The sequence below is a fragment of the Micromonospora sp. NBRC 107095 genome, from assembly GCF_030269705.1.
GTDB lineage: Bacteria > Actinomycetota > Actinomycetes > Mycobacteriales > Micromonosporaceae > Micromonospora > Micromonospora parva.
On sequence record NZ_BSTU01000002.1, the window covers coordinates 585,015 to 606,878 of the forward strand.

23 protein-coding genes are annotated in these 21,864 nt (G+C 71.2%); 18 read left to right on the plus strand and 5 right to left on the minus strand.

Annotation, left to right across the window (positions count from 1 at the left end; all coding sequences use genetic code 11):
* Nucleotides 1–37: 37 nt before the first annotated feature.
* The 3 genes from QSK15_RS15045 (at nt 38) to QSK15_RS15055 (ending at nt 2,791) form a co-directional block, all read left to right on the plus strand.
* A complete protein-coding gene (locus QSK15_RS15045) occupies nt 38–508 on the plus strand; it encodes a VOC family protein (protein WP_285794817.1) in 471 nt (156 codons plus the stop codon).
* Nucleotides 492–1,643, plus strand: a complete 1,152-nt coding sequence (locus tag QSK15_RS15050; protein WP_285794818.1) for a DUF3626 domain-containing protein — start codon at nt 492–494, stop codon at nt 1,641–1,643. Before QSK15_RS15045 ends, QSK15_RS15050 begins: the two co-directional genes overlap by 17 nt.
* A gap of 431 nt (nt 1,644–2,074) precedes the next feature.
* Nucleotides 2,075–2,791, plus strand: coding sequence for a hypothetical protein (locus tag QSK15_RS15055; RefSeq protein WP_285794819.1), 717 nt, complete (start codon nt 2,075–2,077; stop codon nt 2,789–2,791).
* Between the two features lie 62 nt (nt 2,792–2,853).
* Here the strand turns inward: QSK15_RS15055 and QSK15_RS15060 are convergent, their stop codons facing one another.
* Entirely contained in the window at nt 2,854–4,224 is a 1,371-nt protein-coding gene (locus tag QSK15_RS15060; RefSeq protein ID WP_285794820.1) for an alpha/beta hydrolase family protein, read from the minus strand.
* Between the two features lie 190 nt (nt 4,225–4,414).
* Here QSK15_RS15060 and QSK15_RS15065 point away from each other — a divergent pair, with 190 nt between their 5' ends.
* The 5 genes from QSK15_RS15065 (at nt 4,415) to QSK15_RS15085 (ending at nt 9,286) form a co-directional block, all read left to right on the plus strand.
* The gene (locus QSK15_RS15065; RefSeq protein WP_285794821.1) at nt 4,415–4,738 is read left to right on the plus strand and encodes a MazG-like family protein; all 324 of its coding nucleotides are present in this window, start codon (nt 4,415–4,417) and stop codon (nt 4,736–4,738) included.
* Nucleotides 4,739–5,420: 682 nt separating this feature from the next.
* Nucleotides 5,421–6,005, plus strand: a complete 585-nt coding sequence (locus tag QSK15_RS15070) for a hypothetical protein (protein WP_285794822.1) — start codon at nt 5,421–5,423, stop codon at nt 6,003–6,005.
* A 529-nt stretch (nt 6,006–6,534) separates the two neighbouring features.
* Nucleotides 6,535–7,482: a hypothetical protein gene (locus QSK15_RS15075; RefSeq protein ID WP_285794823.1), complete on the plus strand. Its 948-nt coding sequence runs from the start codon at nt 6,535–6,537 to the stop codon at nt 7,480–7,482.
* Nucleotides 7,483–7,585: 103 nt separating this feature from the next.
* Nucleotides 7,586–8,560, plus strand: a complete 975-nt coding sequence (locus QSK15_RS15080; RefSeq protein ID WP_030332548.1) for a pirin family protein — start codon at nt 7,586–7,588, stop codon at nt 8,558–8,560.
* A 57-nt stretch (nt 8,561–8,617) separates the two neighbouring features.
* Nucleotides 8,618–9,286 (plus strand): hypothetical protein, encoded by a 669-nt coding sequence (locus QSK15_RS15085; RefSeq protein ID WP_285794824.1) that lies wholly within the window; start codon nt 8,618–8,620, stop codon nt 9,284–9,286.
* 259 nt (nt 9,287–9,545) lie between these two features.
* Here the strand turns inward: QSK15_RS15085 and QSK15_RS15090 are convergent, their stop codons facing one another.
* Nucleotides 9,546–10,214 (minus strand): DUF1345 domain-containing protein, encoded by a 669-nt coding sequence (locus QSK15_RS15090; protein ID WP_285794825.1) that lies wholly within the window; start codon nt 10,212–10,214, stop codon nt 9,546–9,548.
* Nucleotides 10,215–10,256: 42 nt separating this feature from the next.
* The gene (locus tag QSK15_RS15095) at nt 10,257–10,529 is read right to left on the minus strand and encodes a DUF2795 domain-containing protein (protein ID WP_030332551.1); all 273 of its coding nucleotides are present in this window, start codon (nt 10,527–10,529) and stop codon (nt 10,257–10,259) included.
* Between the two features lie 156 nt (nt 10,530–10,685).
* On the opposite strand from QSK15_RS15095, the gene QSK15_RS15100 reads away from it, so the two are divergent.
* The 6 genes from QSK15_RS15100 (at nt 10,686) to QSK15_RS15125 (ending at nt 14,558) form a co-directional block, all read left to right on the plus strand.
* Nucleotides 10,686–11,096 (plus strand): DUF2267 domain-containing protein, encoded by a 411-nt coding sequence (locus tag QSK15_RS15100; RefSeq protein WP_030491038.1) that lies wholly within the window; start codon nt 10,686–10,688, stop codon nt 11,094–11,096.
* Nucleotides 11,097–11,313: 217 nt separating this feature from the next.
* Nucleotides 11,314–12,339 (plus strand): TerC/Alx family metal homeostasis membrane protein, encoded by a 1,026-nt coding sequence (locus tag QSK15_RS15105; protein ID WP_285794826.1) that lies wholly within the window; start codon nt 11,314–11,316, stop codon nt 12,337–12,339.
* 74 nt (nt 12,340–12,413) lie between these two features.
* The gene (locus QSK15_RS15110; RefSeq protein WP_285794827.1) at nt 12,414–13,013 is read left to right on the plus strand and encodes a sulfite oxidase-like oxidoreductase; all 600 of its coding nucleotides are present in this window, start codon (nt 12,414–12,416) and stop codon (nt 13,011–13,013) included.
* 7 nt (nt 13,014–13,020) lie between these two features.
* A complete protein-coding gene (locus QSK15_RS15115; protein ID WP_285795128.1) occupies nt 13,021–13,785 on the plus strand; it encodes a ferredoxin reductase in 765 nt (254 codons plus the stop codon).
* Nucleotides 13,786–13,810: 25 nt separating this feature from the next.
* The gene (locus QSK15_RS15120; protein ID WP_030332557.1) at nt 13,811–14,104 is read left to right on the plus strand and encodes a DUF6510 family protein; all 294 of its coding nucleotides are present in this window, start codon (nt 13,811–13,813) and stop codon (nt 14,102–14,104) included.
* 34 nt (nt 14,105–14,138) lie between these two features.
* A complete protein-coding gene (locus QSK15_RS15125; protein ID WP_285794828.1) occupies nt 14,139–14,558 on the plus strand; it encodes a hypothetical protein in 420 nt (139 codons plus the stop codon).
* 213 nt (nt 14,559–14,771) lie between these two features.
* On the opposite strand, the gene QSK15_RS15130 is transcribed toward QSK15_RS15125, so the two are convergent.
* The gene (locus QSK15_RS15130) at nt 14,772–15,179 is read right to left on the minus strand and encodes a pyridoxamine 5'-phosphate oxidase family protein (protein WP_285794829.1); all 408 of its coding nucleotides are present in this window, start codon (nt 15,177–15,179) and stop codon (nt 14,772–14,774) included.
* 124 nt (nt 15,180–15,303) lie between these two features.
* Here QSK15_RS15130 and QSK15_RS15135 point away from each other — a divergent pair, with 124 nt between their 5' ends.
* Nucleotides 15,304–16,038 carry a VOC family protein gene (locus QSK15_RS15135; RefSeq protein WP_377631064.1) on the plus strand — a complete coding sequence of 245 codons (735 nt, stop codon included), beginning with the start codon at nt 15,304–15,306 and terminating at the stop codon, nt 16,036–16,038.
* 81 nt (nt 16,039–16,119) lie between these two features.
* Complete coding sequence (locus QSK15_RS15140) at nt 16,120–16,647, plus strand: GNAT family N-acetyltransferase (RefSeq protein ID WP_285794830.1); 528 nt, start codon at nt 16,120–16,122, stop codon at nt 16,645–16,647.
* A 37-nt stretch (nt 16,648–16,684) separates the two neighbouring features.
* On the opposite strand, the gene QSK15_RS15145 is transcribed toward QSK15_RS15140, so the two are convergent.
* Nucleotides 16,685–18,154 carry a M1 family metallopeptidase gene (locus QSK15_RS15145; RefSeq protein WP_285794831.1) on the minus strand — a complete coding sequence of 490 codons (1,470 nt, stop codon included), beginning with the start codon at nt 18,152–18,154 and terminating at the stop codon, nt 16,685–16,687.
* 171 nt (nt 18,155–18,325) lie between these two features.
* On the opposite strand from QSK15_RS15145, the gene QSK15_RS15150 reads away from it, so the two are divergent.
* The gene (locus tag QSK15_RS15150) at nt 18,326–20,479 is read left to right on the plus strand and encodes an amylo-alpha-1,6-glucosidase (protein ID WP_285794832.1); all 2,154 of its coding nucleotides are present in this window, start codon (nt 18,326–18,328) and stop codon (nt 20,477–20,479) included.
* A 53-nt stretch (nt 20,480–20,532) separates the two neighbouring features.
* Nucleotides 20,533–21,834: an NAD(P)/FAD-dependent oxidoreductase gene (locus QSK15_RS15155; RefSeq protein WP_285794833.1), complete on the plus strand. Its 1,302-nt coding sequence runs from the start codon at nt 20,533–20,535 to the stop codon at nt 21,832–21,834.
* Nucleotides 21,835–21,864 lie beyond the last annotated feature (30 nt).

Consider the following 21,864-nt stretch of genomic DNA (forward strand, 5'->3'; position numbering starts at 1 on the left):
AACCTAGCTGTACTGCCGCGCCGCTAAGATCCCGCTCATGGCCGCCGACTCGCCCGCCCCTGTCGTCCGTCAGCTGCGCCTTGTGGTGGAAGCCGCCGACCACGAGGCCGCCGTGGCGTTCTTCCGGGACGCACTCGGCATGCCGGAGGAGGCGGCGTTCAGCGGCGACGGGGATGCCCGGGTGGTGATCCTGGACGCCGGCCGCGCCACCCTGGAGATCGCCAACCCCGCGCAGAAACGGATGATCGACGAGGTCGAGGTGGGTCGGCAGGTCGCGCCGCGCATCCGGGTTGCCTTCGAGGTGGACGACACGGAGGCGACGACCGCCCGTCTGGTGGCCGCCGGGGCGAGCGAGATCGCGCCGCCCACCCGTACCCCGTGGCAGTCGCTCAACTCCCGCCTCGACGCCCCCGCCGACCTCCAGATCACCATCTTCCAGGAGTTGCTCGCGCCGGACGTGCGGGCGGGGAGGCGGGATGCGGAGCCCGGACGTGACAGCGACAACTGAGTCCGGCAGGTCCCGGGCCGCGGCTCTCACCCCGGCGCAGACGGCGGCCCTGGCCCACGTCCGGTCCCTGGCCGTGGCCGAGCGGCGCGCCGCCCTGGACACCATCGTCCGGGAGCTCGCCGCCGCGGGCCTCCACGACCGGCCGGAAGAGCTGCTCGCCGCAGTGGTCCAGCGTGGTCGCCTGACCGTCAACTTCCACCCCGACCGGTTGTGCGTCGACGGGCGGACCGTCGCCGCCGCCCTGGCCGAGAACGGGGTGTACCGCAGCCAGTTCGTTACCGGGATCTCCAACGGCGGGCTCACCGCCTATCCGGGCGGAGACCGGGACCGTTGGGAACAACGGATGTTCGACGGCGCGTACCAGCGAACCGGGGTAACGGCGGCCGACCGTCCCACGTACGGCGGAATGAACCTGCTCGGTCACGCGGACGGCGCCTGTCCCCGATTCGGTTCCTGTCACCTGCGGCTGCGTCCGGCGGTGCTGACCCGGGCGACCTTCTGTCTCGGTGACAGCCACCTCGGTCCGCGGGTGGTGGGGACCGCCGACGCCTTCGAGGCGGTCCTCGCCGGGCTCCTGGTCGGTGTCGCCGCCACCGGTGAGTGTCTGGGACGCGCCGGAACGGACGTCGGCGCACTCGTTCGGACGGTGCGGGACGTACCGACCACGCCGGACACTGTCGGTCGCGCGCTCGACGACTACGTGGAGGCCCAGATCCACGGCACCCTCGACCTCGCGCGCGATGTCGAGGAACTGGTGGTGGACCCGGCCTTCGCCGGCACCCTGACCGGCGCGACGCTGGAATCAATTGCCGAGCGGCACGGTTTCCCGCTGCTGTGGCACCCGGGCTTCACGCTGCCCGTCGACCGGGTCGACGCCGAATTCCGAGGGCCGGCGATTCCGGTGCTGGCGGCGCGGCTGCACCGGGAGTTCGCCGGACCAGGCGAGCCGGTGGACGCGGCGCTGGTCGGGCGGGGCGCGGTCTCGGTGGTCACCGAGCCGGAGCGGTGGACCGACCGGGGTCCGGTCGCGGAAACCCTCCAGCACCTCAAGCAGCTCTGGCACGTTCTCGTCCGGTACGGCGAGCCGCACGCCGATCTCACCCACAGTGCCGGGTCCGTCGGTCGCTCACGGTAGCGGCGAAACCGCCAGCCGCCCGCCTCCCCACCACGGTGAATTCGCCCTTTGCTCTGCACCCAGATCGGCACCACGGACGCTGAGCTGCGGATGAGCCGTTTCCGCCCGCCGTAGGCGGTCCGCACCGCCGTCACGCACGGTGTCTGTTGCGTATGGGGGTGCAAAGCAAAGGCTGTGAACGGGGTTCCGCCTCCGACCGCTGAATTCACCCTGCGTCACCATTGTCAGGTGTGACGGGCGACGAGCCGCGTCTGTCCGGTTCTGCGCCGTGACCGGGACCGCAGCCGGCCGACGTGAGGCCATTTCCGGAATGCCCGACACGTGAACCCGGTTGTGTCCCCCGTACCGCCGGAGCCCAAACCCCCTTCCGCGGTCATCTCCCGAGGAGTGTTCACCCCGGAGCGCTCCGCACGATCGAAAGGGCAACCATCGTGAAGGTCGACTTCACTCGATGGCTCCCCGCCATCGCTAAGGACTCGTACCGCAAGACCGCGCTGAGCGTGGCGGGTGTGGCCGCTCTCGGTGGTCTGGCGCTCGCGCCGACCGCAGCCGCGGCTCCGGTCACCTCCGGACCGCACCAGGGCGCCGTCGCCGCCATCGACCGCGCCACCGGCAAGGCCGCCACCTCGGCACAGCAGAACGACGAGCAGCCCGTCGAGTCGGGCCTGACTACCGGTTCCGCCACCGGCAAGCCGCCGGAGGGCAAGCCGAGCCGCGCGCAGCTCATCCCGCACGGCATCGAGGGCGCCCAGTCGCGGGTCCCCCTCGACGACGCGCAGCTGGCCAACGCCCGGGCCATCGTCGACGCCGCCAAGAAGACCGGCGTCGGTGACCGGGGCGCGGTGATCGGTATCGCCACCTCGCTGCAGGAGTCGAAGCTGTACAACCTCGGCCACCTCGGCGCGTACAACGACCACGACTCGCAGGGCCTGTTCCAGCAGCGCCCGTCGTCTGGTTGGGGCACGCCCGACCAGATCACCGACCCGGAGTACGCCGCCACGGCGTTCTTCACCGCACTCAAGAACGTCGGCGGCTGGCAGGACCTGCCGCTGACCACCGCCGCGCAGACCGTGCAGGTCTCCGCCTTCCCGTACGCGTACGCGCAGTGGGAGGAGCAGGCGGCGGACATCGTCCAGCAGCTCTGGTGACACCAGCCGCACATCCCGCGCCGGCCGGTCCCGTTCAGGGGCCGGCCGGCGTCGTCGTGCCCTCAGCAGGCCGGGTAGAGGCGGCGGGTGCCGACCCCGGCGGCGTACGCGTCCTGGTCGCTGAACCGGCAGCCGTAGTCGGGCCGGGCCACCACCGCCGGGTCGGTGACGGTGTCGCCGGCCGGGCGCTTGCCGGTGCGTACCCAGGACACCAGATCGTCCCAGGCGGCGCCGGCCTCCGCCGGGGTGAACTCGCAGTGCTGCGTGGCCCGGATCGCCCGCTGAACCACCAGCTTGCTGCGACCGTGCCGCGCCACGTCGGTGGCGTACGCCTGCTCCATGCTGAACGGCACGAACAGGTCCCCCAGACCGTGCAGGCTGAGCACCGGCGCGGTCGGGCGGCCGGCGATCCGCGGCACCTCGGTCAACGTCGGCAGAAGCCGCTGCCGCAGGTTCTCCGGGGCGACCCGCTGCACCGTCGCGTTGACATGGACCGGGCTGTTCGGGGTGTAGCGGGTGAGCAGATTGGTGGACAGCTGACCGGGACGCTGGCCGGGGGAGTTGCCGCTGCCGGTGGGCACGCTGATCGAGAAGAGGAAGTCCTTCCACACCGCGAACGCGGCGTCCGCCCCCGGACGCGCCCCGCCCGAACGGTTCACGGTGATCGCCCGCAGCTGCTTGCCCCGCTCGGTGGTGGTGTCCGGCCCGGTGGGCGTCAGCCCGGCCAGGCCGAGCGCCACCTGGATGCGCGGCACCGCGTTGGTCAGGTAGTCGGGCGGCGTGGGATAGGCCGGCACCCCGGCGAGCGCCTGCGCGACCAGGTTGTAGTCCAGGTAGAAGTCGAGCAGCGTCTGATCGCCGAGCACCCCGCACATCGGCAACGCGCCGTCGTAGAAGCCGGGATACTGCTCCAGCGAACGACCGATGACGTACCCGCCCATCGACACCCCGGCGACGTAGGTGTGCTGCGGCCGGCGGACCGTCCGCGCGAAGTGGTCGGCGAGGTCCTTCGTCCCCAGCACGCCGGAGCGGATGTCGAAGCCGTTGCGGTCGTACGAAGACGACGCCCAGGCGTACCCCTGCTCCAGGAGTCGCTGGCGCAGCCCGAAGCCCGGCGGTTCCGGCGAGAGCACGGTGCCCTGGCCGCGGTAGCCGTGCGCCCACATCACCAGGTCACCGTTCCACCGGGCGGGGACCTCGATGAGGTACCCGGCGTGCCGGTGCACTCCTTGGCGTACCATCGTCGGTTTGCCGCCCACGACCAGCGGCGCCAACGGCGGATTCTCGATGGTGTAGCCGGGCAGCGGCTCGCCGCCCCTCGCGTCGCGGCCGGTGGCGGCGGCCGGTGCGGCACCGACCAGCCCGACCGCGAGGGTCAGCGTCGCGGTGGCGGCGAGCAGCCGGCGGAGGGTACGAACGGGTGTGGACAGCATCGATGCTCCCCATCGGACGGACGTCGCCCGGGGGCGACCAGCGGGACGGTTGCCTACCGGCCGGTAGCGTCCTGAACCTAGAACCGCCGTCGACCAGTGTCAATGGGTACGCTGACCGACGGCTCAACCACGACTGTCCGGCCGAACCCGGTCGTCGGGGTCGGTGGGTCGATCGGGTTGACTGGTCGCCGTGGACGAGTCGATCTGGGAGGCGGCCCGGGTGTCGCGCAGCTGGCTGGACGCGGCGAACGGCACCGGGCAGACCGAGCTGACCTGCCGGATCCTCAAGTTGACCGAGGAGGCGGGGGAGGCGTCGGCCGCCTGGATCGGTCTGCTCGGGCAGAATCCGCGCAAGGGTGTCACCCACACCCGCGATGACGTGGCGGCGGAGCTGGCCGACGTCGCCTTCACCGCGCTGGTGGCCATCGAGAGCCTGGGGCTGGACGCGCAAACGGTCCTGGACGCCTGCGCCGCGAAGGTGCGTTCCCGCCTGGCAGACCAAGATCGCCCGTAGCGTCCGGTTACGCCCCCACCCTTTCCAGAGGCCATGAGGGCCTTGGTGGCGAGCCGGATGTCGCGGACCGTCTGGTGGCAGACCGACCGCGTCTGGGCGGCCTACCGGGAGTGGCTCGCGCCCTGCCTGAGGGCGCAGTGCGCGCCCAATGCCCTGCGTGATCGACTTGGGTTTCCTGCAAACGTGCTGTCCAGCCGTCCGGCACACTCCGCTTTTCATGAATCCGAGTGGATCATCCCGGTGCGGGCGATCCGGCGCCGACCGGCCAGCACCGTCTGGGTGGTTTGTCGGGTCGTGGGGGTCAGTGGGTGGTGACCGGCCGCACTCGTGGGTCGGAATCATGGCCGGGCCGGGGTCGTTACACACTCTGACGATCGCAGCACCACCGAGTGCGCCCCGGACGCTGAGCCTGGCCACGCAGGTGGGAATGCCAGCCTCCGCCCGGTCGTTACAGTCCCCACGACCGACCCGGCACCGCCTCAACGAGGGCGCCGATGGATGGGCCAACCCGGAATCACCCCGGCCCGCCGGTCGTTACAGGTGGACCCGGCGCCACGAGCCCCCGCTCGCATGCCGCCAACCCCGAAGGCTTTCCCCTTTGTTTGTGCAGCGCCGGACGAGGTGCTCACACCCGTGCGTCCCCCGACGTGTGGGTGTTCCTACCCCCGAAGGAGCTACCCCCATGAACACGATCATGCGTAAGAGCGTGCTGTCCGTTGCTGGTCTCGCGTTCGTCGGCGGTGTGTTCGCCGGCCCGATCGCCCACGTGGCCAACCCGGCCGACACCAAGCCGGTCGCGGTCGCGGTGCAGGCTGACAAGCCCGACGTCAGCAAGCTGATCCCGCACGGCACCCAGGGCGAGCAGTCGCACATCACCCTCAACGACGAGCAGACGGCCAACGTGAAGGCGATCATCGCCGCGACGAAGAAGGCCGGCCTGCCCGAGCGGGCCGCGGTCATCTCGATCGCGACGAGCCTGCAGGAGTCGAAGTTGGAGAACCTGGGCCACCTGGGCGATATGAACGATCACGACTCGCTGGGTCTGTTCCAGCAGCGTCCGTCCAGTGGTTGGGGTACCCCGGAGCAGATCACCGATCCCGAGTACTCGACGACCGCGTTCCTGAAGGGTCTGAAGCAGGTCGACGGGTGGCAGGACATGCCGCTGACCGTGGCTGCGCAGACGGTGCAGGTGTCGGCGTACCCGGATGCCTACGCCCAGTGGGAGCAGCAGGCCGCTGACCTGGTCGCCCAGTACTGGACCAGCTGACCCGCACGCCGCACGACCGAACAGCAAGACCACCGCACGACTCCGACCGCTGGCCGGCACCCGCAACCCGGGGTGCCGGCCAGCGGCATTTCTGCTGTCGCCGTACGGGGCGGTAGCCGTACCGCAGGCGCCCGCGACCACCGGTCGCCGTCTCCGGTTGCCCGTCGCGCCCCGCGTCGTTGCCCTGTCGTCCGTCGCCCACCGGCTGCGCGGGTCGGCATCTCGCGCTTCGAGGGTCGCGGGGAGGCGAATTGCTGCCTCTGGTCGGCGCGTGTCCGTAGATCTTGGACAGTTTCCGTTCGCGCAGAACGGAAACTGTCCAAGATCTACCGTCGGCGACGTAGCGGAGTGAGGTGATCGGCGCCGAGTGATCCGATCGGCCGGCGGGTACGTACCCCTGGACGGGGACCGGCGGAGGGACAGAGGCATGGCCGCAGTGGGGAACGGCGTGGATCGCGAACCGGAGTCAGGGTCGGAACCTTCCGGTGCGGCCGCACCGCAACAATGGTCCACGGGGGCTCGCCTGTTGGTGGCTGCCGCCGTCGTCGTGCTGCTGCTGGGTGCGGCAGCGGTGGCCGTGATCGTTGCCGATCCCGGCCGCCTCGGCATGACCTACTCCAGCCAACCCGACGGCGCCCGCCTCGACGGCACCGCGCCGGACGGCACCCGCCCCGACGGCACCCGCCCCGACGGCACCCGCCCCGACGGCACTGCGCCGGACGGCACCGGGCACGACGCCACCCGGCCTGGTGACGGCGGGCGTCCGGGGGACGGCGCTGACCCGGACGCGCGCGACGGACGCCCCGGTGGTGCGGGCGCAGCTGCCGAGCAACTGCTGACAGCGCCCCTGGACGGTTGGCGAAAGGGCACCTTCGTGCTCGCGGACGGGTTGACCTCGTTTGAGCTGCGGGTGGGCGAGTTGGGCGAGGACCTGTACCGGATCAGTGTCCCGGCCGGCTCGGGGGTGGCGGGCCGCCCGACGGTGCGGGGGGAGACCGCCCGGCTCGACCTCGTGGAATCCGGGACGCGTGGGCCGCGCGCCGTACGGGTGTTGCTCAACGAACGGGTCGCCTGGCGTCTGCATCTCGTTGGTGGGGTGAGCAGTCAGGTGTTGGATCTGAGCCGGGCCCGGCTGCTGGGTGTCGACCTCGCCGGTGGTTCCAGCCGCACCGAGATTCTCCTGCCACCGATCACCGCGGCCGGCGAGGACGACCTCTCCGGTCCGACCTCGGGCGGCCTGACCGTGCGACTCACCGGCGGGACCAGCCAGCTCGACGTCCGGGTCCCCGGGGAGACGCCGGTGCGGGTACGGGCGGCAGTCGGCGCCGGCTCGGTGGTGGTACGCGACGAGCGCTGGGACGGGGTGGCCGCCGGCTCGGTGCTGGGTACGCCGGGGTGGGACCGGTCGGCCGAGCGCCTGTACCTGGACCTGGTCGCCGGTGCCAACAGCGTGATCGTGTCCTCCAACAACCGCTGACCCGCGCCGGCCAGCCCGCGCCGGCCAGCCCACGGGCTGGTGAACCGTCGGCCCTGGTGGGAAGCGCCGCGGTCGTAGGGGGGCGTGAGCGTACAGTCGGGCGGTGGAGCGTACTGAATCAATGCTGGCGCAGACCCGACCGCCTGGCGTGGCCGACGTCGACCCCGGCAGTGTGTTGTTGCCCGGCCACGACGTGCCGTTGGGTCGGTACACCACGGTGCGGCGGCTGCTACCGCAGCGCGCCCGCCGGATGGTCGGCGCGTGGTGTTTCGTTGATCATTTTGGCCCGGACGATGTGGCGCAGCGGCCCGGTATGGAGGTGCCGCCGCACCCGCACACCGGGCTGCAGACGGTGACCTGGCTGCTCGACGGCGAGATCCTGCACCGGGACAGCCTCGGCAACGTTCAGCCGATCGTTCCCGGCCAGCTGAACGTGATGACCTCCGGGAACGGCATCGCCCACTCGGAGCGGTCACCGGCCACCCACCCGCCCGTGATGCACGGCGTGCAGCTGTGGGTGGCGCTGCCGGACCCGGCGCGCGCCGGGGCGGCCGACTTCGCGCACCACGCCGACCTGCCCCGCTGGCGCGACGGCGACCTCGACGGCACGGTGCTGGTCGGCGAGTTCGCCGGGGAACGGTCACCGGCGGTGGTGCACACCCCGCTGGTGGGGGCGCAGTTGGAGCTGCGCGGCGAGGCGCCGGCGACGATGTCGTTGCGGCCCGATTTCGAGTACGCCGTGCTGGCGATGTCCGGGTCCGCGGAGGCGTCCGGGGTCGGGTTCGAGCCGGGGGCGCTGCTGTATCTGGGCTCGGGCCGCCGGGAGTTGACGGTGCGCGGCGGGGCGGGGGCCCGGTTGCTGCTGCTGGGCGGTACGCCGTTCGAGGAGCCGTTGGTGATGTGGTGGAACTTCGTGGGCCGGTCGCACGAGGAGATCGCCGCAGCCCGGGAGGACTGGATGGCAGGTGACGCACGCTTCGGTGTGGTCGCCGACGATCCGGCGCCGCCGCTGCCGGCGCCCGCGCTGCCCACGACCCGCCTCAAGGCCCGCGACCGCACGGGTGGCCTGCACGGCTGACGACACCGGGGCGGGCGGCGCGGTGTGTGGCCGGTGGCGGCGCGGGTAGTCGCCGGCATGGCGACGAGTTTGATCACTCCGGTGGAGGACCGTAAACGTCTGGCGCGCCGGCTCGCCGGTAGCGGGCGGGGGTTCGCCGAGCAGTACGGGTTCCGGGTGACCAACAACCCGGCGAGCCTGTTCCAGGTGCTGTGTCTGTCGGTGCTGCTGGCCCGTCGTGGTGACTTCCGGCGGGCGTTGGACGGGGCGCGGGCGTTGCGCGACGAGGGGTGGGACAGCGCCGCCCGGCTGGCTCGGTCTCTGCACGAGGACCGGGTGCGGGTGTTGCGCGCCGGCGGCCAGCGCGGCGACGTGGACGGGCTCGCCAGCGTGCTGGGTGACCTGGCCCGCACGGTGGTCGAGCGGTACCGGGGTGATCTGCGGAGGTTGCGGGCGGTGGCGCACCACGACCCGGCGCGGGAGCGGGCGCTGCTCGCCGAGCTTCCGGGCGTGGACGGCCAGGTCGTCGACCTGTTCCTGCGGGAGGCGCAGGCGTTGTGGCGGGAGGTGGCCCCGGTCGCCGACCGGCGGGCGTTGGCTGCCGCGCGTCGGCTCGGGTTGGGCAGGTCGGCCGACGACCTGGCCGGCCTGGCCAGTGGCGAGTCGGAGCAGTTGGCCTGGCTGGTGGGGGCGTTGGCCCGGGTCGACCTGGAGCACCGGTACGCGGAGGTGACCGGTCGGCGGTGACGTGCCCTGGCCCACACTTCCGCAAATTCTGACCAAACGGGGGATGTTCTGTCGTATGGTTGGACCCGGCAGTGCTGGCCGCTCGGTTCGGGCGACCCTCCACCGCCTGGTGACCGCGACCGGTTCGGATGCGGTTCACCGCCTGGGCAGGCTTGCGTGGCGCCCTCGGTCGCGGTTCGTGACCAGGGCGCCCGCCTGTCCCGGCCCTTCATCGGCCCCGCCCCGTGTCGCGCTCCGGGGGACCGGCCAGCCGGTGTCGTCATCGCGCCAGACCCGCCAGCAGGTTCACTGTCACGGCGATGATGAACGCGCCGAACAGGTACGACACCATCGAGTGGCGCAGCACCGTACGACGCATCTCGTTGCTGGTCAGGTTGGTGTCGGAGACCTGGAACGTCGTCCCGATGGTGAACGCGACGTACGCGAAGTCGGAGTAGCGCGGCGGTTCGGGCTGGTTGAAGTTCACCCCGCCATCCGGGCCGGTGTAGTAGATCCGGGCGTACCGGGCGGCGAACACGGTGTGCACCACGAACCAGGAGAGCACGACGCTGAGCACGCCCAGGCCGCTGTGCAGTTCCCGGGTCAGTCCGGGGGGCGCGCTCTGCGCGCTGGCCACGACCAACCCCACGGCGAGCAGGCTGGCCAGGCAGGCGAAGAGCAGCAGGGCGTCCCGGACGGCCCGGTTCGGGTCCTCGTGCACGGCCAGTTGGGCGGTCCGCTCGGCGTCCATCGGCCAGATCTTGTGCCAGACCAGCACGAGCCAGCTGAGCGCGCCCACGTCCCAGCCGGCCAGCGCGGCGAGCGGCAGTGGCAGTACGAGCGCGAAGGCGCAGCCGGCGACGGCCCCGACCACCGCCACCACGGCGAGCTGCCGCGCGGCGGGGAAGCGCACCTCCATCGGCCGGGACGGGCCACCGGTGTAGGTCATCGGTGACGTTTCCTTCGCCGGGCTGTGGGCGGCACCGTTGGGTCAGATGCCGCGCAGGTGCTGCGAGACCCGGTTGTGCTTCTTGTCCCGGGCCTGCTCGGCCCGCTGGGCGGGGCCGACCTCGGGAGCGGCCTCGATCCCGGCGGACCGGGCCACCTCGGTTCCGTTGGCGTAGTCGACCGGCGGCAGGGCGCGCAGCGCCTTCAGCACGTCCGGCGGGGCGCCCTCCCGTTCGGCCTCGCGGACCACGTCGTCCTTCTCGGCCGGGTAGTCCAGGCTCGACAGGTACTGCAGGACGTCGGCGTAGCTCGCCATGGCGTGGGCTCCCTCGGGCATCGATGTGGTGACGACCGGCGGCGGTTACCCGTCTGCCGGCCGGTCACGCCCACCCGCCGGAGGTAACCGGGTGCCGTTTCTCCTCGCCCGCCGTGGGTACCCGCTGACGCCGACGCGAGCCCAAGGGAGTACGCGATGAACTACGACACCTTCATCGACCAGGTTTCCCAGCGCACCGCGACGTCGTCCGAGCGGGCGGTCGAGCTGACCCGGGCCGTGTTGGAGACGTTCGCCGAGCGGTTGACCGGCGGCGAGGTCCTGGACCTGGCCGCCCAGTTGCCCCAACCGCTGCAACTCGTGCTGAAACCGAGCCCGAGCACCGAGCAGGCGGACCGGTTCGGCGCGGCGGAGTTCGTGGCCCGGGTCGCGTTGCGCGCCGGGGTGCAGGAGCCGGCCGCCCGGGACGCCAGTCGGGCGGTTTTCACCACCCTGCGCGAGGCGATCACCGGCGGTGAGTTCGATGACGTGGTGACTCAACTGCCGCGTGACTATCGGGGCCTGGTCGAGCAGGCGATGGCCCCGGGAGCGACGCTGCGCCGCGGCTGACCGCGCCCGTTGCGGGCACGCACAGCGGTTTACCAGGGCAACCATCGATGTCCCGCTTGGCGCGGTGATTCAGCCTGGCCTAACCTTGTCGTGCGAGGGGAGTACTTCCCACGAACCATTCCGGTCAGTACGGCGCGCCCGGCGTGCCTCGGGTGGTTGCCCACCAGGTGGTGGGTGAAGGAGACCTCGAACATGACGGTGTTCGAGGAGACCCCAGATGAGCCAAGTGTCATATCTGTCCGCCGCCAGCGACCTGTCGTCGGTGGGCACCCCGACGTTGTGGGCGGTCACCATCGTCGGGGTCATCCTGCTGCTGGTGCTGGACTTCCTGGTCACCCGTCGCCCGCACGAGGTCTCCATGCGGGAGGCCATCGGCTGGTCGGCGTTCTACATCGCGCTGCCGCTGGCGTTCGGCGCCTGGATCTGGTCCCGCTTCGGCTCCCAGCAGGGAGTGGAATACCTGACCGGTTACCTGGTGGAGAAGTCGCTCTCGGTCGACAACCTCTTCGTCTTCATGCTGTTGCTGGCGGCGTTCGCGGTGCCGGCGGTGCTCGCCCAGCGGGTGCTGCTCTACGGCATCGCCGGCGCGCTGGTGCTGCGGGCCGTCTTCATCGCCCTCGGCGCGGCGGCGTTGCAGACCCTCGACTTCGCCTTCCTGCTCTTCGCGATCATCCTCATCGCCACCGCGGTGAAGCTGCTGCGCGACGCCCTGTCCGGGCATCAGCAGGAAGTCGACATCAACAAGATGCGCTCGGTGAAGCTGCTGCGCAAGATCATGCCGGTGGTCGACGAGTACCACGGCACCAGGATGACCGTGCGGCAGGGCGCGAAGCGGGCGCTCACGCCGTTCGCCCTGGTGGTGGTCGCGGTGCTGGCCACCGACGTGGTCTTCGCCGTCGACTCGGTGCCGGCGGTCTACGGCATCACCGAGGACCCGTACCTGGTCTTCGCCACCAACGCGTTCGCCCTGCTCGGCCTGCGGGCGCTCTACTTCGTCCTGCACGCGGCGCTGAGCCGGCTGGTGCACCTCAGCTACGGTCTGGCCATCATCCTGGCGTTCATCGGCCTCAAGCTGGGTCTGCACTGGGCGCACGGCATCTGGGAGGGCGTGCCGCAGATCCCCACCCTGGCCTCGCTCGGCGTGATCATCGGTGTGCTGGTGGTCGTCACGGTGACCAGCCTGCGCGCCACCCGGGGCGGCGACCTGCCCGAGGACCGCGAGGTCGTCGCGAAGCGGCACTGACCGCGCCGCGCCAGCCGACGAGGGGGTACGCGGGAAAGCTCCCGCCCGGCCGGGGCGGATGGTACGACTGTGCAATGGGAATCGTGTCACCCGGCTTTCAGGGCCGGCCCCGAACGCAGGAGCCGGCCCTGCCACCCGGTCAGTACCTGACCGAGGACTTTCCGGTGCTCTCGGCCGGCCCGACGCCGCGGGTGTCCCTGGACACCTGGGAGTTCGTCATCTCCGCCGAGGACGGCAGCGAGCACCGGTGGTCGTGGCAGGAGCTGATGGCCCTGCCCCAGGAGACGCCGACGGTGGACATCCACTGCGTCACCCGTTGGTCCAAGCTCGGCACCAGTTGGCAGGGCGTCTCCCTGGACACGCTGCTCGCCGACGTCGACACCGGGGCGCACTTCGCGCTCGCGCACTCCTACGGCGGGTACACCACCAACCTGCCGCTGGACGACCTGCGCGGCGGCCAGGCGTGGGTGGTGCACACCTTCGACGGCGCCCCGCTGCCCGCCGAACACGGCGGGCCGGCCCGACTGCTGGTGCCGCACCTGTACTTCTGGAAGTCCGCCAAGTGGGTGCGCGGCCTGCGGCTCAAGACGATGGACGAGCCGGGGTTCTGGGAGACCGCCGGTTACCACGACTACGGTGACCCGTGGCGCGAACAGCGGTACCAGGGTGACTGAGCGCGCCGTGGCGACGAGCACCCAGCGTCGAACGCCGAACCGCTGGCAGGTGGGCCGGCTGGTGGAGCGCCGGGTGGAGACGGCGACCGCGCAGACCCTGGTGCTGGAGGTGCCGGACTGGCCGGGGCACCTGCCCGGGCAGCACGTCGACCTGCGGCTCACCGCCCCGGACGGCTACCAGGCGGCCCGCTCGTACTCGATCGCCGGTCCGGCCGTGGACGGGCCCGGCGGCCCGCGCATCGAGGTGACGGTGCAGCGGGTGCACGACGGCGAGGTGTCCCCGTACCTCATTGATGTCTTTGGTGCCGGCGACCCGGTGGAGGTGCGCGGACCGCTCGGTGGCTGGTTCATCTGGCGGTCGGAGGAGACCGCGCCGGTGCAGCTCGTCGCCGGCGGTTCCGGCATCGTGCCGCTGATGGCGATGATCCGGGCCCGGCGGGCGGTGGGCAGCAAGGCCCCGTTCCGGCTGATCTACTCGGTGCGCACCCCCGCCGACGTCATCTACGCCGACGAGCTGCGCCGCCGGGTGCGTGACGACTTCGGGCTGGACGTCGCGTACGTCTACACCCGCGAGGCGCCCGAGGGTTGGCGCGGCGAACCGCACCGGATCGGGCTGGCCGACGTCAACACGCACGGGTGGCCGCCGGATCTGGAACCGCTCACCTACGTCTGCGGCCCGACCGCGTTCGTGGAGACCGTCGCCGACCTGCTGGTGGGGCTGGGTCACCCGTCACGCCGGGTCAAGACCGAACGCTTCGGCCCCACCGGCTGACGCCCGCCCTGTCGAGGAGATTCCGATGACCGAGATGTCCTACGTGGACGGCAACATGCTCGACGGCCCGATGCGTGAGCTGTTCACCGTCGACCTGAGCAGCGCGATGGGCCGCTGTGAGAACTGCGGGATGACCGGCTCGATGGCCAGCCTGCACGTCTACTCGCACGCCCCGGGCCTGGTCGCCCGCTGCCCGTCCTGCGAGGAGGTGATGGTGCGCCTGGTGCGCGGGCCGGACCGGGCCTGGCTGGACATGCGCGGCACCACCTACCTCCAGGTGCCGATGCCGATGGAGCAGCCGTTCCCCGGCCCGCTCTGACCCGACGCTCGCCCGGCTGAGGCAGGATGGCCGGATGAGCGTCGGTCGATGGCGTGGTGTGCCGCTCGCGGTCCGGTGCGTGGTGGCTGTCGTCGTGCTGGTCTTCGCCTACGGCACCGCTGTGCACGTGGCGCAGTTGCTCCTGCCCCGGTTGGGGCCGCAGCTCGCACTACCCGGGTGGCTGGCGTTCTACTTCGCCTCCCTGACGCTGTGGGATCCGTTGGCGGCACTGCTGTTGGCCGCTCGCCGGGTGCAGGGGCTCGTACTGGGCTGCGCGGTGCTGGTGACGGACGCCGCCGCCAACGGATATGCCAACTACGTGCTGGACCCGGCGGTGGGTGTCACCCCGGGCCGGATCGGGCAGGCCGTCATCACCACTCTCGCCGTCGGCCTCGTCGCGCTCAGTCCCTGGCTGGCGCCGTGGTTCGCACGGCCCACGGGCCAGCGGCGCTGACCCTGGCCCGCTACGGCGTACCCCGGTCGGCCTCGGCGAGGACAGCTGTGGACGCCGTCGGGCACCAGGCCGGACAGTGCGGCGACGACGGGGTCCTGCGGTCCGGTCTCTATCGGGGGTCTCCTCGGCGCGGCGCTCCTGGTCGACCTCAGCCGAGGCCGCTGCCCGGTGTGATCGGCTCGTCCTGCACCGACCGATTCTCGCATCGACGACTCACTGGGCGGTGCCCGCAAGAAGCCACCGACGCACGGGAATCTCCAGCAGTACCCGCTCACCGTCCGGGCCGACCTGGCGGCCGACGTCCCAGCCGTCGTACTTGCGCACGAACGCCTCGACGACGGGAGCCGGAAAGTCGCCCCGGTGCACGTGGGCGGCGCCCTCCGCCACCACCGGCGCGTCGCCGCCCTCGAGAGCCAGGGACACGCGTGGGTCGTTCGCGACGTTGCGGGCCTTCACGCTGCGGCTCCCACAGCCGACCCAGAACGTCGCGGAGAGGTAGACGAACCAGACCGGTGTGAGGTGTGGGGACCCGTCGCGCCGCAGCGTGCAGAGCCAGATGTTCAGCTCCCGGGACAGTCGCTCCTCGACGTCGGCGGAGGGGGTCGTGGTGGTTCGGTTCATCGGGCCAGTTGATCACAGGCCGGCGCGTGCCAACGGCGGCCCATCGAATACTCGGGTGCGAACGGTTCGACCCGCCCCTAGGCTTGCGCCCCGAAGGACCGCTCAGCATCCGGTCGGATCGGAGATGACCAGCGCGATGACGGCTCACCTGTTCGCCATCACCTATGACGCAGCCCAGCCCGTACGCCTCGGTCGGTTCTGGTCCGGGCTTCTCGGTCGGGACATGATGGAGGATCCGCGCGACGGTGTCCTGGTCCTGCCGGGGGCAGACCCCGAGATCCGGGTGCGCTTCGTGCCGTTCGACGAGCCGAAGGTCGTCCAGAACCGGATGCACTTCGACCTGACCAGCAGTTCGCTGGAGGACCAGCGGCAGACGGTGGCCCGGGCGTTGGAGCTCGGCGCACGGCACGCCGACATCGGGCAGGGCCCGGAGATCGATCATGTGGTGCTGGCCGACCCCGAGGGCAACGAGTTCGACGTCATCGCGCCCGGCAACAACTTTCTCGCCGGCTGCGGCTTCGTCGGTGCGCTGGCCTGCGACGGATCGCGGGAGGTCGGGTACTTCTGGAGCCGGGCGCTCGGGTGGCCGCTGGTCTGGGACGAGGGCGAGGAGACCGCCATCCAGTCACCGAACGGCGGCACGAAGATCACCTGGGGTGGTCCGCCGTACCTGCCGAACGGCGGTCGGGACCGGGTGCGTTTCGATCTCGCCCCGGCCGCCGGGGTCGACTGGCAGGTCGAGGTCGACCGTCTGCTCTCGCTCGGTGCGACCCGGGTCGACGCCGGCCAGGACGGGCCAGGCCGGGTGGTGCTGGCCGACCCCGACGGTCAGGAGTTCAGCCTGCGGACGCCCCGCTAACGGCGACCCACGACCGCGGGGCGCCACGCACCGGGCGGCCGGTTGGACAACGGCGGCAGTGGTCGGTCAGAGTGGTCGGCCGTGAGATACCTGCGTAGCGGTGGTCCCGCCGCGATCCGGCGGCCCCGGCCCACCGACTCCGACGAGTTCGTCGCCGCCGCGCGGCGCAGTCGGGACCTGCATCACCCGTGGTTGGCCGCGCCGGCCACCCCCGAGGAGTACGACCTCTACCTGCGCCGGATCCGCCGCCGCGACAGCGCCGGTTACCTGATCTGCGACCGGGCCAGCGGCGCGATCGCCGGCTACGTGAACATCAGCGGGATCGTGCTCGGTGCGCTGCGTGGTGGCTACCTGGGATACGCGGCGTTCCTGCCGTACAGCGGGACCGGGCACGCCTCGGCGGGCGTCGCCCTGGTGATCGACCACGCGTTCACCTCGGTCGGTCTGCACCGGCTGGAGGCGAACATCCAGCCGGGCAACGAGCCGTCGCGGCGGGTGGCCCGCAAGCTCGGTTTCCGGTTGGAGGGTTTCTCCCCGGACTACCTGTTCATCGACGGCGCCTGGCGCGACCACGAACGCTGGGCGATCACCGCGCCCACCCCCGCCTGACCGCCGGCCCGGCCCGACCGGGCCGACGGTCACCGCGTCACTGCGCGAGCGGGCCGGTCTCCGGCGGCGTGGTGGGGGAGTCCAGCCACGCGTCGATGAGCGCGGTGAAGTCGTGGCCCGTCGTCTTGTTGACGTACGCGGTGAACGACGCCCGGGTCTGCTGGGTGTGCAGGTTCTCCTGCACCCAGCCGCGTGCCAACGCGAAGAACCGGTCGTCACCCAGCGCCTGGTGCAGTTGGCGGATCATCGCCGCGGCGCAGGTGTAGACGTTCGTCGCACCGAACTCGGCGGGGTCCGGCTTGCTCGGCGGGCCGTACTCCTTGCGTAGTTCGCTGTCGCGTTGCCGGCTGGTCGCCACCAACTCGGCGTCGGAGAGCCCGTACCTGTCCTGCTCGTAGAGCTTCTGCACGTAGAGGGCCCAGCCCTCGTTGAGCCACATGTCGGGCCAGTCGGTGAGCGTGACCGCGTCGCCGAACCAGTGGTGGGCGTACTCGTGCAGGGTGGTCAGGTCGAACATCTTGTCGCCGCGTTGCGGCTGGACCTCGCCCAGGGTGACCATCTGCTGGGTTTCCATGGCGGATGCCGACTCGACCACGACGAGGCCCGCGGAGTCGAACGGGTACGGGCCGAAACGCTGCTCCAGCCAGGTCAGGAACGCCGGGGACCGCTTGAGCATCGGCAGGTACCGGGCGTCCTTCGCGCGGTACCAGGTGGTGACGGGGATGCCGTGCGGGCCGGTGGCCGCGAGCTTCTTGTACCTGCCGACCGCCAGGGTCGTCGCGTACGACGCCACCGGGGCGGTGCTGCGGTAGGTGAACGTGTTGCCGCTGTGCCCGACCGGGGTGCCGCTGGCCACCCCCGTCCACCCCTTCGGGGCGGTGACGGTGATGTCGTAGAGGGCCTCGTCGGAGGGGTGGTCGTTGGCCGGGTACCAGGTGAACGCGCCGAACGGCTCCTGCATCGTCCAGATCCCACCGTCGCTGTCGACGGTCAGCCCGAGCGGGTGCGAGTCACCCCGCTTGGACGGCATCGGGGTGGTGGACGGTTTGCCGTGGTAACCGACGACGAGGGTGATCGGAACGTTCGCCCGGACCGGCGTCTCGACCAGCAGTTTCTCGTGGGCGACGGTGCCGACGGCGTTCGTGCCGTCGACGGTGACGGTGTCGACGGCGTACGGCTTGAAGTCCAGGCTCACCAAGGGCGCGTCCCGGGTCGGGCGCAGGTGCACGGTCGCCGTGCCGGTGAGGGTACGTGTGGTGGGCGACCAGCTCAGGTCCAGTCCGTAGTGCAGCACGTCCACCGCGTCGGTTCCGCGTTCCGGGTAGAGCGGGTCGACGACCGGTGTCGACACACCCGCCGCCCACGCCGCGTACGGGCCGGAGAGCGCCGGTGCGCCGGGCGGGGTCGCGAAGGTGCCGCCTGAGGTAGGTGCGGTCGGTGGGTCTGCTGTGCAACCGGCGAGCAACGTCAGGGACGCCAGCACGGCGACGGTGGATCGGGTACGCACCTGGGAACTCCGAAGGTCGGGGACGTGTTGCGCGGTGTCAAACGCCCTGGCCACGCCGGTGAGTTGCCGAAACCCGGATTGCGATCTCGTTAATTCGTTTCCCAGGAGCCTCGGAACTTTCACCCGGACCGGGTGATGACGCTGCGTACCCTCGTTCCTACGGTGGGTGTCATGGCTGCCGTTCGCGCGACCCCTGCCAATCCCACCCCCGGTGTGTCCGTGGGGGACGCGGACAGGGCCGACCAGCGGGCCATTCCGCCCGAGTTGGGCCCCGACTCCCTCGCGGTGCTCAGCGGGCCCACGTTCCTGTACTCCAACGCGTGCGGGGATGTGCCGACGGGCAGCATCGGCGGACTCGTCCACCTGGACACCCGCCTGGTCAGCGGCTGGAACCTGACCGTCAACGGCAGCGAGTTGTTGCTGCTGCGCGCCGAGACCATCGACCACTACTCCGCGCAGTACGTCCTCACCAACCCGGAGGTGCCCGGCCTGCCACCGAACACGCTGGGCCTGCGGCGCCTGCGTTACGTCGGCGACGGGTTTCACGAACGCGTGGAACTGATCTCCTTCCGGCGGGAGCCGGTCCGGGTGGAGCTGCGGTTGGCCGTCGCCGCCGACTTCGCCGACCTGTTCGAGGTCAAGTCGACGGTCCGGGACCGCTCCGCCGAGATCAGCCGTGACCACGCCGACGACGGGTCCGAGCTGTGCTTCTCCTACCGGCACGGTGACTTCTTCGCACAGACCCGGGTGCGCTGCGCGAAACCGGCCGACCGCATCGAGGGCGATGACCTGGTCTGGGAACTGGAGTTGGACCAGGGCGAGGAGTGGCAGGTCGACCTGCACGTGCCCCTGCCAACCGGGATGGGGGTGGTCGAGCCGGTCCGGGGCGACATCGCCGACGTCATCCACGGCCGGGCCGACGACCCGCTGCGCCGGTGGCTGGCGGGCCGGGCGGTGTTGCGCAGCGACAACGCGGCGTTGGAACGGACCGTGCAGCAGTCCCGCACCGACCTGGCGGCACTGCGGCTCGATCTGGAGGTCAAGGGCCAGCGGATTCTGCTACCCGGTGCCGGACTGCCCTGGTTCCTCACCGTCTTCGGCCGGGACACCCTGATCACCGCGTATCAAACGCTGGTCGCCGGGCCGGCGCTGGCGAAGGGCACGCTGCTCGCGCTGGCCCGGCTTCAGGGTGAGACGTGCGACGACTTCACCGACGAGGAGCCCGGCAAGATCCTGCACGAGGTGCGCAGCGGCGAGTTGACCCGCAGTGGCGAGAAACCGTTCGGGCCGTACTACGGCACCGCCGACGCCACCCAGCTCTGGCTGATTCTGCTCTCCGAGTACTGGCGCTGGAGCGGCGACGACGAGACCGTCCGCCACCTGCGGGACAACGCGCTGGCCGCGTTGCGCTGGATCGACGAGTACGGCGACCGGGACGGCGACGGCTACGTCGAGTACGGCACCCGCTCGCCCGAAGGGTTGGGCAACCAGTGCTGGCGGGACTCCCCGGACGGGGTCTGCTTCTCCGACGGCCGGATCCCCGTGCTCCCGCTGGCCACCTCGGACCTCCAGGGCTACACCTACGACGCCAAACTGCGACTCGCCGAGCTGTTCGACGGGCCGTTGGACGACCCCACCTTGGCGCGCCGGCTACGCGCCGAGGCCACCAGCCTGTACGAGCGGTTCAACCACGACTTCTGGATCGGGGAACGGGGCGGCTACTACGCCGTCGCCCTGGACGGCGACAAGAACCGCGTCGATTCCAAGACCTCCAACATGGGTCACCTGCTGTGGAGCGGGATCGTGGCGCCGGAGCGGGCCGACGCGGTGGTGCGGCAGCTCATGTCGCCGGACATGTTCTCCGGTTGGGGCATCCGCACGCTGTCCCGGGAGGAGCGGCTCTACAACGCCCTCGGATACCACCTGGGCACGGTCTGGCCGCACGACAATTCGATCGCCGCGCTCGGCCTGGCCCGGTACGGCTACCGGGCCGAGTCGAACCGGATCAGTCTGGCGATGATCGAGGCGGCCGAACAGTTCGGTTACCGGCTGCCGGAGGCGCTCAGCGGCTTCGACCGGAAGCGGCTGCAGTTCGCCGTGCCGTTCCCGACCGCGTGCAGCCCACAGGCGTGGGCGGCCGGCACGCCACTGGCCCTGATCCGCGCCATGCTCGGCGTCAACCCGGTCAACGGTCGGCTGGTCCTCGATCCGGACGTCCCGCAGGAACTGGGCCGGATCGCCGCCGAGCGGATCCGAGCGTTCGGCCACCAGTGGGAGGTGGAGGCGATCGGTCGCAGCGGCCACGTCCGGCTGCAGCCGAGCTGAGCGCGGCTGGCCGTTGGACGTTTGTCGTGGGCTGCGACGGGAAACGGCCCGCAATGACGAAACCTCGTGTGGTGATCGTGGGGGCCGGGTTCGCCGGTTACCACGCGGCGAAGACGTTGAGCCGGATCGCCCGGGACCGGGCCGAGATCGTGGTGCTGAACTCCACCGACTACTTCCTGTACCTGCCGCTGCTGCCCGAGGTGGCGGCCGGGGTGGTCGAACCCAAGCGGATCGCCGTGCCGCTGACCGGGACGCTCAAGGGCGTACGGGTGGTGGTCGGCGAGGCGGACCACGTCGACCTGCAGAACCGTTGGGTCGGCTTCACCCAGGCCGAGGGGGAGAAGAACCGGCTGGCGTACGACCGGCTGGTGCTCGCCGTGGGCAGCGTCAACAAGCTGCTGCCCATCCCCGGGGTGACCGAGTACGCGCACGGCTTCCGCGGCCTGCCCGAGGCCGTCTACCTGCACGACCACATCGTCCGCCAGCTCGAGCTGGCCGAGCAGGCCGAGGACCCGGCGGAGCAGCAGGCCCGGGCCACCTTCGTGGTGGTCGGGGCGGGCTACACCGGCACCGAGGTCGCCGCGCACGGGCAGCTGTTCACCGACGCGCTGCACGCCCAACGGCCGCGGCTCACCGTCCGCCCCCGCTGGATGCTGCTCGACGTGGCGTCGCGGGTGCTGCCGGAGTTGGACAAGCGGATGTCGGACACCTCGCACAAGGTGCTCAACCGCCGTGGGGTGGACGTGCGGATGGGCACCTCGGTGGCCGAGGCGACCTGCGACGGGGTGAAGCTCACCGACGGTGAGTACGTGCCGACCTGCACCCTGGTGTGGTGTGTGGGGGTGCGACCCGACCCGTTCGTCAACGAGTTGGGCCTGCGGACCGACCGGGGTCGACTGGTGACCGACGAGTTCCTCAACGTTCCCGGCTACCCGGAGGTGTACGCGTGCGGCGACGCCGCCGCCGTGCCCGACCTGGTCAACCCGGGGAAGGTCTGCGGGATGACGGCCCAGCACGCGCAGCGGCAGGGCAAGCGCGCGGCGTACAACATCGCCGCGTCGTACGGGTTCGGCCGGCGCAAGCCGTACAAGCACCACGACCTGGGCTGGGTCGTCGACCTGGGTGGCAAGGACGCGGCGGCGAACCCGTTGCAGGTCAACCTGGCCGGGTTGCCGGCCAAGGCGGTCACCCGGGCGTACCACCTGATGGCGATGCCGGGAAACCGCACGCGGGTCAGTGCCGACTGGGCGTTGGACGCCGCGTTGACCCGGTCGGCCGTCCAGTTGGGGTTGGTGCCGGCGAACGCGGTGCCGTTGGAGAGCACCACCCCGGAGGTCGCGACCCGGTCCCGCTGAACGGGCAGCGGGACCCGCCGTCGCGCAGCG

Bases quoted from the DNA above. Each gene is read 5' to 3' on its own strand.
- QSK15_RS15095 (WP_030332551.1), bottom strand. From the start codon at position 10,529: ATGGCGAGCTACGCCGACGTCCTGCAGTACCTGTCGAGCCTGGACTAC.
- QSK15_RS15155 (WP_285794833.1), top strand. From the start codon at position 20,533: ATGACGAAACCTCGTGTGGTGATCGTGGGGGCCGGGTTCGCCGGTTAC.
- QSK15_RS15120 (WP_030332557.1), top strand. From the start codon at position 13,811: ATGACCGAGATGTCCTACGTGGACGGCAACATGCTCGACGGCCCGATG.
- QSK15_RS15105 (WP_285794826.1), top strand. From the start codon at position 11,314: ATGAGCCAAGTGTCATATCTGTCCGCCGCCAGCGACCTGTCGTCGGTG.
- QSK15_RS15090 (WP_285794825.1), bottom strand. From the start codon at position 10,214: ATGACCTACACCGGTGGCCCGTCCCGGCCGATGGAGGTGCGCTTCCCC.
- QSK15_RS15135 (WP_377631064.1), top strand. From the start codon at position 15,304: ATGACCAGCGCGATGACGGCTCACCTGTTCGCCATCACCTATGACGCA.
- QSK15_RS15045 (WP_285794817.1), top strand. From the start codon at position 38: ATGGCCGCCGACTCGCCCGCCCCTGTCGTCCGTCAGCTGCGCCTTGTG.
- QSK15_RS15150 (WP_285794832.1), top strand. From the start codon at position 18,326: ATGGCTGCCGTTCGCGCGACCCCTGCCAATCCCACCCCCGGTGTGTCC.
- QSK15_RS15100 (WP_030491038.1), top strand. From the start codon at position 10,686: ATGAACTACGACACCTTCATCGACCAGGTTTCCCAGCGCACCGCGACG.
- QSK15_RS15070 (WP_285794822.1), top strand. From the start codon at position 5,421: ATGAACACGATCATGCGTAAGAGCGTGCTGTCCGTTGCTGGTCTCGCG.
- QSK15_RS15060 (WP_285794820.1), bottom strand. From the start codon at position 4,224: ATGCTGTCCACACCCGTTCGTACCCTCCGCCGGCTGCTCGCCGCCACC.
- QSK15_RS15085 (WP_285794824.1), top strand. From the start codon at position 8,618: ATGGCGACGAGTTTGATCACTCCGGTGGAGGACCGTAAACGTCTGGCG.
- QSK15_RS15110 (WP_285794827.1), top strand. From the start codon at position 12,414: ATGGGAATCGTGTCACCCGGCTTTCAGGGCCGGCCCCGAACGCAGGAG.
- QSK15_RS15130 (WP_285794829.1), bottom strand. From the start codon at position 15,179: ATGAACCGAACCACCACGACCCCCTCCGCCGACGTCGAGGAGCGACTG.
- QSK15_RS15125 (WP_285794828.1), top strand. From the start codon at position 14,139: ATGAGCGTCGGTCGATGGCGTGGTGTGCCGCTCGCGGTCCGGTGCGTG.